18 protein-coding genes are annotated in these 15,335 nt (G+C 39.5%); 2 read left to right on the top strand and 16 right to left on the bottom strand.

The window, feature by feature from the left end; genetic code table 11:
- Window positions 1–37: 37 nt before the first annotated feature.
- Complete coding sequence (locus A4G13_RS08705; protein WP_011201485.1) at window positions 38–673, top strand: YagU family protein; 636 nt, start codon at window positions 38–40, stop codon at window positions 671–673.
- A 67-nt stretch (window positions 674–740) separates the two neighbouring features.
- Here A4G13_RS08705 and A4G13_RS08700 read toward each other — a convergent pair whose 3' ends face one another.
- The 16 genes from A4G13_RS08700 to tal form a co-directional block, all read right to left on the bottom strand.
- On the bottom strand, window positions 741–1,199 hold the full coding sequence (locus A4G13_RS08700; RefSeq protein WP_011201486.1) for an NUDIX hydrolase: 459 nt from the start codon (window positions 1,197–1,199) through the stop codon (window positions 741–743).
- Window positions 1,200–1,201: 2 nt separating this feature from the next.
- Window positions 1,202–1,945 (bottom strand): rRNA large subunit pseudouridine synthase E, encoded by a 744-nt coding sequence (locus A4G13_RS08695; RefSeq protein WP_090656068.1) that lies wholly within the window; start codon window positions 1,943–1,945, stop codon window positions 1,202–1,204.
- 76 nt (window positions 1,946–2,021) lie between these two features.
- A complete protein-coding gene (locus A4G13_RS08690; RefSeq protein WP_165898032.1) occupies window positions 2,022–2,738 on the bottom strand; it encodes a hypothetical protein in 717 nt (238 codons plus the stop codon).
- 25 nt (window positions 2,739–2,763) lie between these two features.
- Window positions 2,764–3,549: a Cof-type HAD-IIB family hydrolase gene (locus A4G13_RS08685; RefSeq protein ID WP_090656074.1), complete on the bottom strand. Its 786-nt coding sequence runs from the start codon at window positions 3,547–3,549 to the stop codon at window positions 2,764–2,766.
- An 85-nt stretch (window positions 3,550–3,634) separates the two neighbouring features.
- On the bottom strand, window positions 3,635–4,063 hold the full coding sequence (locus A4G13_RS08680; RefSeq protein WP_090656077.1) for a F0F1 ATP synthase subunit epsilon: 429 nt from the start codon (window positions 4,061–4,063) through the stop codon (window positions 3,635–3,637).
- A gap of 37 nt (window positions 4,064–4,100) precedes the next feature.
- The gene (atpD, locus tag A4G13_RS08675; RefSeq protein ID WP_011201491.1) at window positions 4,101–5,477 is read right to left on the bottom strand and encodes a F0F1 ATP synthase subunit beta; all 1,377 of its coding nucleotides are present in this window, start codon (window positions 5,475–5,477) and stop codon (window positions 4,101–4,103) included.
- Between the two features lie 15 nt (window positions 5,478–5,492).
- The gene (gene atpG / locus A4G13_RS08670) at window positions 5,493–6,362 is read right to left on the bottom strand and encodes a F0F1 ATP synthase subunit gamma (protein ID WP_011201492.1); all 870 of its coding nucleotides are present in this window, start codon (window positions 6,360–6,362) and stop codon (window positions 5,493–5,495) included.
- Between the two features lie 17 nt (window positions 6,363–6,379).
- Window positions 6,380–7,921, bottom strand: coding sequence for a F0F1 ATP synthase subunit alpha (atpA, locus tag A4G13_RS08665; protein ID WP_011201493.1), 1,542 nt, complete (start codon window positions 7,919–7,921; stop codon window positions 6,380–6,382).
- A 15-nt stretch (window positions 7,922–7,936) separates the two neighbouring features.
- Window positions 7,937–8,482, bottom strand: a complete 546-nt coding sequence (gene atpH, locus A4G13_RS08660) for a F0F1 ATP synthase subunit delta (RefSeq protein WP_011201494.1) — start codon at window positions 8,480–8,482, stop codon at window positions 7,937–7,939.
- A 13-nt stretch (window positions 8,483–8,495) separates the two neighbouring features.
- Window positions 8,496–8,966: a F0F1 ATP synthase subunit B gene (atpF, locus tag A4G13_RS08655; protein ID WP_090656081.1), complete on the bottom strand. Its 471-nt coding sequence runs from the start codon at window positions 8,964–8,966 to the stop codon at window positions 8,496–8,498.
- Window positions 8,967–9,033: 67 nt separating this feature from the next.
- Window positions 9,034–9,288 carry a F0F1 ATP synthase subunit C gene (atpE, locus tag A4G13_RS08650; RefSeq protein ID WP_011201496.1) on the bottom strand — a complete coding sequence of 85 codons (255 nt, stop codon included), beginning with the start codon at window positions 9,286–9,288 and terminating at the stop codon, window positions 9,034–9,036.
- A 53-nt stretch (window positions 9,289–9,341) separates the two neighbouring features.
- Entirely contained in the window at window positions 9,342–10,130 is a 789-nt protein-coding gene (gene atpB, locus A4G13_RS08645) for a F0F1 ATP synthase subunit A (protein ID WP_011201497.1), read from the bottom strand.
- Window positions 10,131–10,147: 17 nt separating this feature from the next.
- Window positions 10,148–10,531 (bottom strand): ATP synthase subunit I, encoded by a 384-nt coding sequence (locus A4G13_RS08640; protein ID WP_041640290.1) that lies wholly within the window; start codon window positions 10,529–10,531, stop codon window positions 10,148–10,150.
- A 96-nt stretch (window positions 10,532–10,627) separates the two neighbouring features.
- The gene (gene rsmG / locus A4G13_RS08635; RefSeq protein WP_090656145.1) at window positions 10,628–11,266 is read right to left on the bottom strand and encodes a 16S rRNA (guanine(527)-N(7))-methyltransferase RsmG; all 639 of its coding nucleotides are present in this window, start codon (window positions 11,264–11,266) and stop codon (window positions 10,628–10,630) included.
- Window positions 11,259–13,148, bottom strand: a complete 1,890-nt coding sequence (mnmG, locus tag A4G13_RS08630) for a tRNA uridine-5-carboxymethylaminomethyl(34) synthesis enzyme MnmG (RefSeq protein ID WP_011201499.1) — start codon at window positions 13,146–13,148, stop codon at window positions 11,259–11,261. The genes rsmG and mnmG overlap by 8 nt, the downstream gene beginning before the upstream one ends.
- A gap of 464 nt (window positions 13,149–13,612) precedes the next feature.
- Window positions 13,613–14,566: a transaldolase gene (gene tal / locus A4G13_RS08625; RefSeq protein WP_011201500.1), complete on the bottom strand. Its 954-nt coding sequence runs from the start codon at window positions 14,564–14,566 to the stop codon at window positions 13,613–13,615.
- Between the two features lie 181 nt (window positions 14,567–14,747).
- On the opposite strand from tal, the gene A4G13_RS08620 reads away from it, so the two are divergent.
- Window positions 14,748–15,305 carry a DNA-3-methyladenine glycosylase I gene (locus tag A4G13_RS08620; protein WP_090656082.1) on the top strand — a complete coding sequence of 186 codons (558 nt, stop codon included), beginning with the start codon at window positions 14,748–14,750 and terminating at the stop codon, window positions 15,303–15,305.
- Window positions 15,306–15,335 lie beyond the last annotated feature (30 nt).

Raw genomic sequence — 15,335 nt, 5'->3', positions numbered from 1 at the left:
GCTGAAAATAATTTAATTCTTAATCTCGGAGCTTAATATGGCAGGCTTATTCACTCAACCCGGTCGTCGTCGTTATGGCGTAGCTATTTTTGCCGGTATTATCGGCGGTTTAATTTCGGCATTCGTAAAATGGGGTGCAGAACACCCATTCCCACCACGTAGTCCAATTGATTTATTTACGGCAGCTTGTCCGCAACCTGTTTTAGATGCGCTAAATTCCGGTGCAATCGTAATGGATCAAGCGTTACAACAATGTTCCCGTGCATTCTTAAACCCACCGCACGTTTTCTTACGCGATGTTTTCGGTATCGATCCTACCGCACCTGCATTTATGTTTGCAGACCAAGCGTTTAACTGGATTGGCGTAACTCACATCACTTTCTCTTTAGTATTTGCTATCGGTTATTGCTTAGTTGCCGAAGTATTTCCTAAAATTAAATTCTGGCAAGGTATCGGTGCAGGTTTAATCGCTTGTGTTGTTGTTCACTACATTGTGTTCCCGGCAATGGGCTTAACTCCGCCGGTAGCCGAATGGCCATGGTTCGAACACGTGTCGGAAATCGTCGGTCACGTATTCTGGTTCTGGTCAATTGAGGTTATTCGTCGCGATTTACGTAACCGTATCACGCACGAACCTGATGCGGAAGTGCCTTTAGATCAACCTTATCGTTAATTAGAAACAAAGCTGATTTAACATTCAATAAAAACCCGGTTTATGCCGGGTTTTTATTTTTTTATTATTAATTATTAAATAAAGTCAGTATATCCAAAGGATAACGGGAACCGGCTAAATAATCTTCAAGGGCCTCTGTCACCAACGGGTTGCGGGCACATTGGTTTTCTTGCCGAATATAATAATTAAATTCTTCTAAAGTCAGCCAAAACCCCTGTGTAATATCGGAATCATGCGGAGTAATTTCAGCCCAATCATCCAATTCTAGCGCAAAAACAAAACGTAAATAATCCTTTTGGCTGCGCGGTGCGTGCCATTGATAAATTTTCACTAAATGCTGCATTTTTGCCCGAATACCCGTTTCTTCATAAAGCTCCCGGCTTGCACCTTCAAGAATGGTTTCGTTTTCTTCCAGATGCCCGGCCGGTTGATTTAAGGTGCGTTTGCCATATTCAATTTCTTCCACAAACAAAAACTTACCTTTGCAATGCACAATACAAGCCATTGTTACATGAGGTTTCAGCATAATTATTCCTTAGTTAATTTTAATGTTTTATATAAACCTTCTAACTCATTGTCGGTCAGTAGCCGATAACTTCCGTTTGCTAAATTATCCAATGTGAATGAACTTACGGCATAGCGAATCAAACGCAGTGTAGGAAAGCCGATATTGGCAGTCATACGACGAACCTGGCGGTTTTTGCCCTCACTAATTTTTATTTCAAGCCAACTGGTAGGAATGGATTTTCTTTCTCGAATAGGCGGTGTGCGTTGCCAAATAAAATCGGGTTGTGCAATCAACCGCACTTTTGCCGGACGGGTCATACCGTCTTTAAGCTCAACGCCTTGACGTAATTTTGCCAAATCCGTTTCCGTCGGTTCGCCTTCAACCTGAACAAAATAAGTCTTCTCCATTTTAAATTTAGGATCCGCCAAACGGTGCTGGATTTCACCGTTATTCGTTAAAATAAGTAACCCCTCGCTATCGCGATCCAGCCGTCCCGCCGCATAAACATCAGGAATATGAATAAAGTCTTTTAAGGTGGCTCGCCCGTTTTCATCGGTAAATTGCGTTAATACATCAAAAGGTTTATTAAACAGAATGACCTGCGTTTCGGAAAAAGCGAGCTGTTTAGATTTCTGTCTTTTGGTTACAGAATTTTGATTAAAACTCACCGCACTTTTTCTTTTTTTGTTATAAAAGGCGGATTTACCTGTAGATTTTTTTAAATCGGATTTAAATCCTGATTTTATTGGGTTATTAAGATTCATAATAAATTTCTTACCATAAAAAAGTGCGGTAAAATTTACCGCACTTTTAGTGATTTTACTATCACATAATCAACTATCAATTAAGATTAGATACTGTCACTTTTAGTATTTCTTGAGCGGTTGAATCTAAATTGTCCATTAAATATTTTTTCAATTTAGCCCGCGCATTGTCCGCATCTTCATATAATCCGTTAAAAGTCATGTATTTATCACTAATCCAGCCGCCGATAGCGCCGACTTTACCATGACTCAAGCGTTGAGCGGTTTTGTTATAGACTTCATAATTAATAAGTGTGGAAGGTTCAAATAAAAATGAATTATCCGGACTTGTATAACCAAGCATGATATTTAACTTAATTACACCGTCAATTTTTGGCGTTTTGGCTAAATATGCATTCAAATTAGTCATATCCGCCTTATCAACTAAAGTCACCTGATAGCCAGCTTGTTCTATTTTTTTTGACAATTCATGAGCAAAATATTGATTGATAGAAGATTTTTCCTGTTCGGCTTTTACTTTTTCATTAAATTGTAACGTATAGTTTTGCGTTTTTATTTCATAATTTTTCTTTATTGATTCGATCAAAGGAGATTTATTCGCATATTTTGCTGGCGTTACAACAATAGCTTCAATTTCTTTTGCATTATAAATAATCGCCACTTTTTTCATGCTGTTTATTTGTTGCTGATTGCTATCAATATTTTTCTGCATTTCTTCCAGCGCATTATTAATCAAAGAACAACTGCATAGCGTGAAACAAATAATAAAAGTATTGATAATTTTCGAAAACATATAAAGATTCTTTTTTAAAAAGAAGTTAAAGGTTAAATATTTCATTTAGTACTAATGCGATTCCGTCTTCATCATTACTTGCCGTCACTTTTTTGGCAACTTGTTTGATTTCGTCTGGCGCATTGCCCATAGCAACACTTAAACCCGCGTATTCAAGCATATCCAAATCGTTGAAGTTATCGCCGAAAGCAATTACTTCATCGGCACTAACATGTAAATGCCGTTCCATAAAACCGATAGCCTTCGCTTTGGTTGCCGCTTTGTTCATGATTTCAATATATTCGGGTTTAGAAAGATGAATGCTCAAGTGCGGTAATTTTTGTTTAAGTTTTTGCTCAAGGGGTTTAATTTTATCCGCCTCGCCCATTACTAAAATTTTATGTACTTTGGTGAGGTTGGAAGGTGTTTGTTTTGGAAATAAACCCGTAATATCAGCCTCCTGCTTTGTCCAATAATTATCCAAATCATTAGAGAACCAGTCTAAAGCGGCGTAATGGTTTATAGATAGATGCGGATAATCCGCAAGAATTTGATTAAGCACCGCTAAATCAGCCTGATCTATTTGAACGCTATAGAGTTCCCGCAGATTTTTATCTAAAATCAACGCGCCGCTGTAACAAATAATTCCTTGGTTAGTTTGTAACTGTTCGGTATAAGGGGTTATAGCATAAGGCGGACGAGCGGAAACAGGGATAAAGGGAATACCTTTGCTAACGGCTAATTTAATGGCGGATTCGGTTTTTGAACTAATCTGATGCCGGCTGTTCAGTAAAGTCCCGTCTATATCGCTGAAAATGGCTTTGTATTGCATATTAATTTCCTGTTAAAAATAGAAAACAAACGCCTAAAAATAAAGCCGTTCCTATTTTTGGGAACGGCTTTAAGTGCGGTTAAAATTAGCGTTTGTTTTTCACTAATTTTTCGGTCAGTTCGTAAGCACGCAGTTTCGCAAGTTCTTTCGAAAGTTTTGCAGTGAGCATTTCGTGGTTGAGATCGCCTGATTTCGCCACGATATTGTCTTCCGCTTTTTTCTTCGCTGCAAGAATACGATCTTGATCGAGATCGGAACCACGGATCGCCACATCGGCAAGTACGGTTACTACGTTCGGCTGTATTTCTAAAAACCCGCCGGAAACGTAAATAACTTCTTCAATACCGTCGTTATAAGTAAATTTAACGATACCCGGTTTGATTGCCGTAAGCAATGGAGTATGCCCGGCTAAAATACCTAGTTCGCCTTCGATCCCCGTTGCCTGTACACTTTTGACAGCACCTTCGAAGATTTTATTCTCCGCACTTACGATAGTTAAATTAAATGTCGTCATATGTGTTCTCCTTCAATCTGGTAATCAGTTGAAGTGATTACATATTTTTCGCTTTTTCAACAACTTCTTCGATTGAACCTACCATATAGAACGCCTGTTCCGGAATATGGTCGTATTCGCCTTCAAGAATACCTTTAAAACCGCGAATGGTATCTTTCAATGATACGTATTTACCCGGTGAACCGGTAAATACTTCAGCAACGAAGAACGGTTGTGATAAGAAACGTTCAATTTTACGCGCACGCGCTACCACTAATTTATCGTCTTCCGAAAGCTCGTCCATACCAAGAATCGCAATAATATCTTTCAATTCTTTGTAACGCTGTAGAATACCCTGTACACCGCGCGCCACATCGTAATGTTCTTGACCAACTACTTGCGGATCAAGCTGACGTGAAGTGGAATCTAACGGGTCAACAGCCGGATAAATACCTAAAGATGCGATATTACGGCTTAATACTACGGTTGAGTCCAAGTGAGCAAAAGTTGTTGCAGGAGACGGGTCAGTTAAGTCGTCCGCCGGCACGTAAACCGCCTGCACAGAAGTAATGGAACCGGTTTTGGTGGATGTAATACGTTCTTGTAATACCCCCATTTCTTCCGCTAACGTCGGCTGATAACCTACCGCAGAAGGCATACGGCCCAACAATGCGGATACTTCTGTACCGGCAAGAGTATAACGATAAATATTATCCACAAAGAACAATACGTCACGGCCTTCATCACGAAATTTTTCCGCCATAGTTAAACCTGTTAAAGCCACGCGTAAACGGTTACCCGGCGGCTCATTCATCTGACCGTACACCAGTGATACTTTATCCAATACGTTAGAATCCGTCATTTCATGGTAGAAGTCGTTACCTTCACGAGTACGTTCGCCTACACCAGCAAATACGGAGAAACCCGAGTGTTCGATTGCGATGTTACGAATTAATTCCATCATGTTAACTGTTTTACCAACACCCGCACCACCGAACAGACCTACTTTACCACCCTTAGCGAACGGACAGATCAAGTCGATAACTTTAATACCCGTTTCCAAAAGTTCAGTACTGTTTGATTGTTCTTCGTAACTTGGCGCTTCACGATGGATAGCCCATTCTTCTTCTGCGCCGATTGGACCTTGTTCGTCTACCGGTTCTCCAAGTACATTCATAATACGGCCCAAAGTTTTAGTTCCTACGGGTACGGAAATAGGTTTCCCCGTATTACTGACACTTAAACCGCGTTTTAAACCGTCGGAAGAACCCATTGCGATACAACGAACGATACCGCCACCTAATTGTTGTTGCACTTCAAGGGTTAAACCGCCTTCCGCAACTTTTAATGCGTCGTAAACTTTTGGTACTGCATTTTCTGGGAATTCAACGTCGATTACCGCACCGATAATCTGTACAATTTTTCCTGCTGACATTACCGCTTTTCTCCATTAAATTGCTGCGGCGCCCGCAACAATTTCATTTAATTCATTTGTGATACTTGCTTGACGGGCTTTGTTATACACCAACTGCAGGTCATTAATTAAATTACCCGCATTATCCGTTGCCGCTTTCATTGCCACCATTCGAGCCGCCTGTTCCGAAGCTAAATTATCAACCACCGATTGATACACCTGAGATTCCAAATAACGAGTCAGTAAGCTGTCTAACAGCATTTTTGGATCCGGCTCGTAAATATAATCCCAAGCCTGTTGTCTTTCGCCTAGATTATCGGTATCCAATTCGGGTAAAGGTACAAGCTGTGCAAAACTTGGTTTTTGCGACATTGTGTTGATAAACTGATTATGCGCTAAATACAAGGCGTCAATTTTGCCGTCTTTATAGGCATCAAACATATCATTTGCAATACCAAGTAATTCTTCCACAGATGGATTATCACCCATTCCCGAATGTTGAGCTCTGATTTTTAAACCTAAAGAACGGAAGAAAGCAATACCTTTTGAACCGATCACACCGACTTCAACCGTAATACCTTGTTCCTTCCATTTTTTGATTTCATTCAACACGGTTTTAAATAAATTAATATTCAAACCGCCGCACATACCGCGATCCGTTGAAATCACAAGCATACCCACTTTTTTCACTTCGCGTTCAACTAAAAATGGGTGTTTATAACCGATACTCGCTTTAGACACGTGGCTGATTACATTTCTGATGGTTTCAGAATAAGGCCGAGAGGCTGCCATGCGATCCTGAGTTTTACGCATTTTCGACGTAGCCACCATTTCCATTGCCTTGGTAATTTTCTGCGTACTCTGTACGCTGGCAATTTTGGTTTTTATCTCTTTTCCGCTAGCCATTGTCTTTCTCCGAACTATTACCAGGTATTATTCGCTTTGAAATTATCCAAAATACCTTTTAACGTATTTTTAATTTCATCGTTATAATCGCCCGATTTCGTTAACTCTTGCATAAACTCGGTATTAGTACGATTTGCGTAATCTAAAAGTGCGGTCTCAAAATCGGCAATTTTATTCAATTCCACATCATCTAAATAACCGAATTCAACGGCAAATAAAATTACCGCCTGTTCAGCAACCGATAACGGCGCATATTGTTTCTGTTTCAACAATTCGGTCACTTTTTCACCGTGAGATAACTGTTTGCGTGTCGCATCATCTAAATCCGAAGCAAATTGAGCAAAGGCAGCCAGTTCACGATATTGAGCAAGCGCAGTACGAATACCGCCGGCTAATTTTTTCACCGCTTTAGTTTGCGCCGCACCACCTACACGAGATACCGAAATACCCGGGTTTACCGCAGGACGAACACCGGCGTTGAACAGGTTGGATTCTAAGAAAATCTGACCGTCGGTAATAGAAATCACGTTAGTAGGAACGAATGCCGAAACGTCACCCGCTTGAGTTTCAATGATAGGTAACGCCGTTAAAGAACCGGTTTTACCTTTCACTTCACCTTTAGTGAAGTTTTCAACATATTCTTCATTAACCCGTGCAGCTCGTTCAAGTAAACGCGAGTGTAAATAGAATACATCACCCGGATAAGCTTCACGACCCGGCGGACGACGTAATAATAATGAAATTTGGCGATAAGCAACCGCTTGTTTGGATAAATCGTCATAAACGATTAAAGCGTCTTCACCGCGATCACGGAAATATTCACCCATAGCACAACCCGCATACGGCGCTAAATATTGTAATGCGGCGGATTCGGATGCCGATGCGGCTACCACGATAGTGTTCGCTAACGCACCGTTTTCTTCCAATTTACGTACCACGTTAGCAATAGTTGAAGCTTTTTGACCAACCGCCACATAGATACATTTAACGCCGGAATCCCGTTGGTTGATAATTGCATCAATAGCAAGAGCGGTTTTACCGGTTTGACGGTCACCGATAATTAATTCGCGTTGTCCGCGACCAATAGGCACCATAGAGTCAACGGCTTTATAACCGGTTTGTACCGGTTGATCTACCGATTTACGATCGATAACACCGGGCGCAATCACTTCTACCGGAGAAAATCCGTCATTTTTAATTTCACCTTTACCGTCAATCGGTTGACCAAGAGTATTGACCACACGACCTAATAAACCGCGACCTACCGGCACTTCCAGAATACGGCCCGTACATTGTACTTCCATACCTTCGGCAAGATCCGTATAAGGACCCATTACCACCGCGCCGACAGAATCACGCTCTAAGTTTAATGCCATCGCAAAACGACCGGTAGGAAGTGCAATCATTTCCCCCTGCATCACTTCACTTAAACCGTGAATACGGATAATTCCGTCACTCACTGAAACGATTGTCCCGGTATTGCGAGCTTCGCTCACTACATCAAACTGGGCAATGCGTTTTTTAATCAATTCACTAATTTCTGTTGAATTTAGTTGCATTTTGAATTCCTCTTATCATTGCAACTCGTTTGCCAAACGATTGAGTTGTCCGCGGCTTGAGCCGTCAATCACAAAATCGTCGGTACGAATAATAACCCCTGCAAGCAGAGAATTATCTACGCTGCAATTTAATTTAACTTTACGAGCAAGTCTTTTTTCCATTGCGGCTGCAATTTTTTGTTCTTGTGTTGCATTTAATGGTTGCGCCGAGATGACTTGAACTTCCGCTGTTGCATTATGTTCTTCCACATAACGTTGAAATTCGTCAAATACTGCGGGAAGCACCGTTAAACGCTTATTTTCAGCCATTAACCTAATCAGATTTTGCCCGTATTGATCAAGTTGTTCGCCACAAATTGAAACCATCGCGTCAGCGGCTTTTTGAACTGAAAAAGTATTGGCAAAAAAATCCCGGATTTGCTCATTGTCGGCTACTTGTGCCGCAAAACCCAACATTTCCGTCCATTTTTCTACCGCACTTTTATCAGTAGCCGATTGTTCCACGGCAAAATCAAACGCTGCCTTGGCATAAGGGCGAGCTATCGTAGTTAATTCTGACATAAGCTCAACCTTCTTATAGTTCTGCAACTAATTTATCAATAATGTCGTTGTTTGCCGCTTCATCCACAGTACGACCAACAATTTTTTCCGCCCCGGCAATAGCCAGTGACGCAACTTTCACGCGTAACTCTTCCTGAACGCGTTTACGTTCCGCTTCCACTTCCGCATGACCTTGAGCAATAATGGTCGCTTTCAGATTTTCCGCTTCCGTTTTTACTTCTTCAAGAATGTCATTACGACGTTTATTTGCTAAATCAATAATTTTTTGCGCTTCTTCTTTTGCCGCCAGAATTTCCTGCTCAACTGCGGCTTGATAATCTGCCTGATCTTGTTTTGCTTTTTCAGCCGATGCCAAAGCGTTAGCAATAGAACTTTGACGTTCTTCAATAGCCTTAATAATCGGCGGCCAAACAAATTTTACGCAAAACCATGTAAATAATGCGAAAGCAATAAGTTGACCAATTAATGTTGCATTTAAATTCACAACACCCTCCTCTGTTAATATTGTCGGTTACTCAAAAGAGCAAATTCAGCTAAAAACCTATCGACAATTATTGTAATAAACCGATGAATGGGTTTGCAAAAATGAATAATAATGAAATACCTACAGCGATCATTGCGATAGCATCCAAAAGACCCGCAACGATAAACATTTTAGTTTGTAAGCTTGATGCAAGCTCAGGTTGACGAGCTGAAGATTCTAAAAATTTACCGCCTAAGATAGCAAAACCGATTGCGGTACCCAGTGCAGCGAATGCAAGAAGAATTGACGCACCGATGATTGTTGCTGTAATTACAGATTCCATAATGTTCTCCATTAAGTTAAGGAATTAGCCCGAAGGCCGGGGTTAGTTAAAAATTAATGTTCCGCCTTGTTATAAGCAATACTTAAATACACCACGGTCAACATCATAAAGATGAAGGCCTGCAAGGTGACAATTAAAATATGGAAAATAGCCCAGGCAAGATGTAAAGGAATACCTAATGCCGCAATAGCAGCATTGGCGGAATACATAACGGCGATAAGAATAAATATTAATTCCCCCGCATACATATTACCGAATAAACGGAATGCCAATGAAATAGGTTTAGCCAGTAAAGTAACGGATTCAAGCACGAAATTTACAGGAATTAAAGACCAGTGATTAAAAGGATGAAGAGTATATTCTTTCACCAATCCGCCAAAGCCTTTTGATTTCACCGTATAGAAAAGGATTAAAGCAAATACGCATAGAGACATGCCTAATGTTGCGCTTATATCGGCGGTAGGCACGGCTCTGAGATAATGAATACCGAATAAACCGGCTAGTTGTGGAAGAAAATCAACGGGAATTAAGTCAATGGCATTCATAATGAATACCCAACAAAAAATGGTTAACGCTAAAGGAGCTACAACATTACGCGGACCATGGAAGTTTTCTTTTACAATACCGTTAATCCATTCCACTAAAATTTCGACCATACATTGCAATTTACCCGGAACACCCGAAGTAGCTTTTTTTGCTACGGAACGAAATACCGCCAGAAAAATAATTGCCGCTAAGACAGAAAAAAACAGAGTATCAATATGCACATTCCAAAAGGAATCCCCTGTTTTCAAAAATTGCAAATGGTGACCAATATACTCAGAAGTCGTTTGTCCAGACATAATAAATCCTCTGACGATTACGGTTTAATTTTATTTTCCCAAATAAGGGGTAAAACATTGTTAAGTATAAGGGCTACAAAATAGCCTATAAAAAAAACGATAAAATTCATTAATATAAATAATTTAAAACATAAAATAACGAATATTATCGTCAATGCGAATTTGATCGCTTCACCACGATAAAACGTAGTCATTTGATTTGAGTAGATTTGTTTTCTGAAAAAAACTATCAAAACAAATACAACAAAAGGTAAAAAGGCAGATAAAAAACCAAGACCGAAACTAACCGCACTTTGCCATTGCCACGGTAACAGAATTAAACAAAAAAACATGAATAGTCCGAATTCGCTAACAAATGTTTTTTTATATTTCCGTTTTGCTTGCCCAATTATTCTCGACATAACCCTTTTTACATATAAAAGCGTATTGATTATACGCATATTTCCGTTTTATTCCAACTCAAACAAGGTGAAAAAAACGCAAATAAATCATAAATTTTACATTTTTTTAACTTTAACTAAATGACGTTCACCAATTAGTTCAGGTACATGCAATTTTATAACATCAATAACCTGAAAATTATTGCCCATATCCATCACTTCTTCTTGTTGATAAACGCCTTTCAGCGCATAAAACAAGCCTTTTTCATTCGGTAAATGATGACACCAATCCGTCATATCCTTTAAACTGGCAAAAGCTCGGCTCAATATACCGTCAAATTTATGATCGGGAATATATTCTTCCACCCTACTTAATACCGGAACAACATTAGATAATTCTAACTCGCGCACCGCATTACGGATAAAACTGATGCGTTTTCCGAGACTGTCGAGCAATACAAAATTTTTATCCGGGTTAATAATAGCTAAAGGTAAACCGGGCAAACCGGGGCCTGTTCCCACATCAATAAACAGATCACCTTGTAAATAAGGACTTACTACCACACTATCTAAAATATGCTTAATCAGCATTTCCATCGGATCCCGTACGGAAGTAAGGTTATAAGCTTTATTCCATTTATTAAGTAACAACACCAGTTGAACAAGCTTATTTTTTTGCTGATCGGATATAGAAAGTGCAGTCTGTTTTAGCAAAATTTCGAGCTTTTGAGTAAGCTCTTGTTCAAGCTTATTCACCACGCTTAAGCATTCCTTGTTTTTTAAGATTAACCAATAAAATAGAAATAGCGGCAGGTGTTACGCCGGAAATACGACTAGCTTGTCCGATAGAAACAGGGCGATGTTGTTCTAACTTTGCACGCACTTCATTAGATAAACCTGCAACCAATGTATAATCGAAATTGTCCGGAATTGCCGTATTTTCATGGCGTTTTTGTTTTTCAATTTCTTCTTGCTGATGTTCGATATAACCTTGATATTTTACGGCTATTTCCACTTGTTCAACAGCTTCTTTATCATCCATTGCCGGTTTGAATAAATCAAGTGCGGTCAAAATTTGGTAATTTATTTCCGGACGACGCAACAAATCTTCGCCGCTAGCCTCACGAACCAACGGACTGCTTAACACTTCGTTTATCACATCCAAATGTTCTGAACGAGGGTGAATCCAAATATTGCGTAGACGCTGACGTTCCCGTTCAATATTTTCCATTTTTTGATTAAAACGCGCCCAGCGATTTTCGTCTATTAATCCTAATTCATGAGCTATCGGCGTTAAACGGCTATCCGCATTGTCTTCACGTAATAATAAACGATATTCCGCGCGGGATGTAAACACACGATAGGGTTCTTTAGTACCTAAGGTACAAAGGTCATCCACCAATACGCCCATGTAAGCCTGGTCACGGCGCGGGAACCAACTTTCTTTTTCCTGTACGAATAAACCGGCATTAATGCCCGCTAACAAACCTTGGGAAGCCGCTTCTTCATAACCTGTCGTTCCGTTAATTTGCCCGGCAAAGAATAAACCTTTAATGGCTTTCGTTTCCAATGTCGGCTTTAAATCACGCGGATCAAAGAAATCATATTCAATGGCATAACCCGGTTTGACAATTCGGGTTTTTTCCAAACCAACCATTGAATTAACAATCTTCATTTGCACATCAAAAGGCAAGCTGGTAGATATCCCGTTCGGATAAATTTCCTGTGAAGTTAAACCTTCCGGTTCCAAATAAATCTGATGGGAATTACGATCCGCAAATCGCATAACTTTATCTTCGATAGAAGGACAATAACGAGGACCTATACCTTCTATCACACCGGTGTACATCGGGCTACGATCCAAATTATTACGGATCACTTCATGAGTTTGTTCATTGGTATGAGTAATAAAGCAAGGTATTTGACGGGGATGCTGATCCACAGATCCCATAAAAGAAAATACCGGTAATTGCGCATCACCATGTTGTTTTGCCAGAATATCAAAATTAATAGTTCTTGCATCCAAACGCGGTGGAGTTCCTGTTTTTAAACGGGCTACACGCAAATTAAGATCGCGTAAACGATCCGCCAGAGCGATAGAGGCGGGATCACCCGCCCGGCCTCCGGTATAATTATCCAAACCTATGTGGATCTTTCCGCCCAGGAAGGTACCTGCCGTTAGAATAACCGATTTTGTTTTAAATTTTAATCCCATTCTCGTAGCTACGCCGGTAACTCGATCCTGCTCAATTAAAATATCTGTGGCTTCCTGCTGGAAAATATCCAAATTAGGTTGATTTTCCAGAGCTACTTTTACCGCTTGGCGGTATAAAACGCGATCCGCTTGCGCGCGGGTTGCTCTCACTGCTGGGCCTTTACTGCTGTTTAAGGTTCTAAATTGAATTCCCGCCTGATCAGCTGCGGTTGCCATTAAACCGCCCATAGCATCAATTTCTTTTACTAAATGTCCTTTACCAATCCCACCTATAGCTGGATTACAAGACATTTGACCTAAAGTATCTATATTGTGAGTCAGCAAAAGGGTTTTCAATCCCATACGGGCGGGAGCAAGTGCGGCTTCTGTTCCCGCATGTCCGCCACCAATAACAATAACGTCATAATTCTCAGAATAAAACATAATAACCTTAACTTTTAAAATGCTAATAAATGAGGATTAGCAAAATTTGATCTTTTTTGAAAATAACGAGCTATTCTACTGAAATTTACAAGTGCTTTAAAGAAAATTTGTAAAGATCCTTTTAAAACCGGAGATAAAAGATCATTGCTAATAAATAAAGATTTTATTTATATATAAAGATCTTATTATTAATATTATTAGGGGGAACAGATCCTGTTTATAAGATCCTTTTTTATAATAAAATAAATAAGTTAGATCATTTTACAAGATGTGAAGATCTCGATCTTAGATGTAAAATAACCTGTGTATAACACATCTGGTTATCCACAGATTAATTAAGAGTTAAACTTATTAATAGATTAAATACAAGTTTTTTACAATTTTCTTAGTAAGTTATCCACAATCTAAAATAAAAAAAGCACGATTTTTACATCGTGCCTGATTAAATTTTTATAAACTTTAGATTAAAGTTTTGTACTAAGCATTGCTTCCAGTTTTTCAATATCCGCAGCAAATTTACGGATACCTTCGGCTAATTTATCAACCGCCATCGGATCGTTGTTATGTTCCCAGTAGAATTGACTTTCTGTTAATGGTGCCGGTTTTGGTTTGACCTCACCTTTATAATCGAGTTTACGCGGTAAGTCTGCATTGCTTTCTTGTAATTCTTTTAATAAAGCAGGTGCAATGGTTAAGCGATCGCAACCCGCTAATTCGGTAATTTCGCCGATATTGCGGAAACTCGCACCCATTACAACGGTTTGATACCCGTATTGTTTGTAATAGTTATAAATACTTGTTACGGAAATAACGCCCGGGTCTTCGTTTGGAACATATTCTTTTTTATCCGTATTTGCTTTGTACCAGTCAAGAATACGGCCCACAAAAGGTGAAATCAGATAAACACCGGCTTCGGCACAGGCGCGTGCTTGAGCTTGAGAGAATAAAAGGGTCAAGTTACAATTAATGCCTTCTTTTTCTAAAATTTCCGCCGCACGGATACCTTGCCATGTAGAAGCGACTTTGATCAAAATACGATCATTATTAATACCGGCTTCATTATAAAGTTTGATTAACTTACGGGCTTTTTCAACGGTTGCCGCCGTGTCATAGGAAAGACGTGCATCTACTTCGGTAGAAATACGTCCCGGCACGATTTTTAAAATTTCCAGACCGATATTAACCGCTAATTTATCTTCCGCATCAATGAGTTGTTGCGCTTTGTCGGTACTTTTTGCTTTCGCATAATTAATTGCGTCATCAATTAACGAGGCATATTGGGGTAATGCTGAAGCACTAAGAATAAGAGACGGGTTTGTTGTTGCGTCTTGCGGTTGATATTTTTTGATTGCTTCGATATCACCCGTATCGGCAACCACCACAGTCATATTGCGTAATGCATCAAGTTGTGTAGTCATAATTTTCCTCTATTTCGTTGTGAATTAATTCTTTTTCAATACAATATCACATATTCTCTAGCATGAAGTATGAATTTTTTCTTTAATATTAATAGATCATATCTTGAATTAATTATGATAGGTCGTATTGATATTTAGTTCAGTGATTTAGATCACAAATGTAAGCATTACGGAGATATAAATGAAAAAACGTTGTCCATGGGCGGAAGGATCTCAACTTTATAGAGATTATCATGATAACGAATGGGGAAAAGCGGAATTTGACAGCCGTAAGTTATTCGAAAAAATTTGTCTGGAAGGACAACAAGCGGGGCTTTCCTGGATTACGGTATTAAAAAAACGGGAAAATTATCGTCGGGCGTTTCATCAATTTTGTCCGGAAAAGATTGTTCGGATGACCGATCAGGATATTGATAAATTAATGCTGGATAAAGGATTAATCCGACACCGTGCGAAGTTAATGGCTATAGTAAAAAATGCCAAGGCTTATTTATCGATGGAAAAGTGCGGTGAAAATTTCAGTAATTTTGTATGGAGTTTCGTGAATAATCAACCTCAAATTAATGATTGCCCTGATTTAACTGCCGTTCCGGCAAAAACCGAATGTTCGAAAGCGTTGTCAAAAGCATTGAAAAAACGAGGCTTTGTTTTTGTGGGAGAAACCACTTGTTATGCCTTTATGCAATCCATGGGATTAGTGGATGATCATATAAATGATTGTTTTTGTAAGCATAAATAAGCTAAGCCGGTTAAATTTAATTCTCTATAT

Source organism: Basfia succiniciproducens (assembly GCF_011455875.1).
GTDB classification, from domain to species: domain Bacteria; phylum Pseudomonadota; class Gammaproteobacteria; order Enterobacterales; family Pasteurellaceae; genus Basfia; species Basfia succiniciproducens.
The sequence above is the reverse complement of the archived record's forward strand: the minus strand, read 5'-3'. Positions and strand labels throughout refer to the sequence as shown.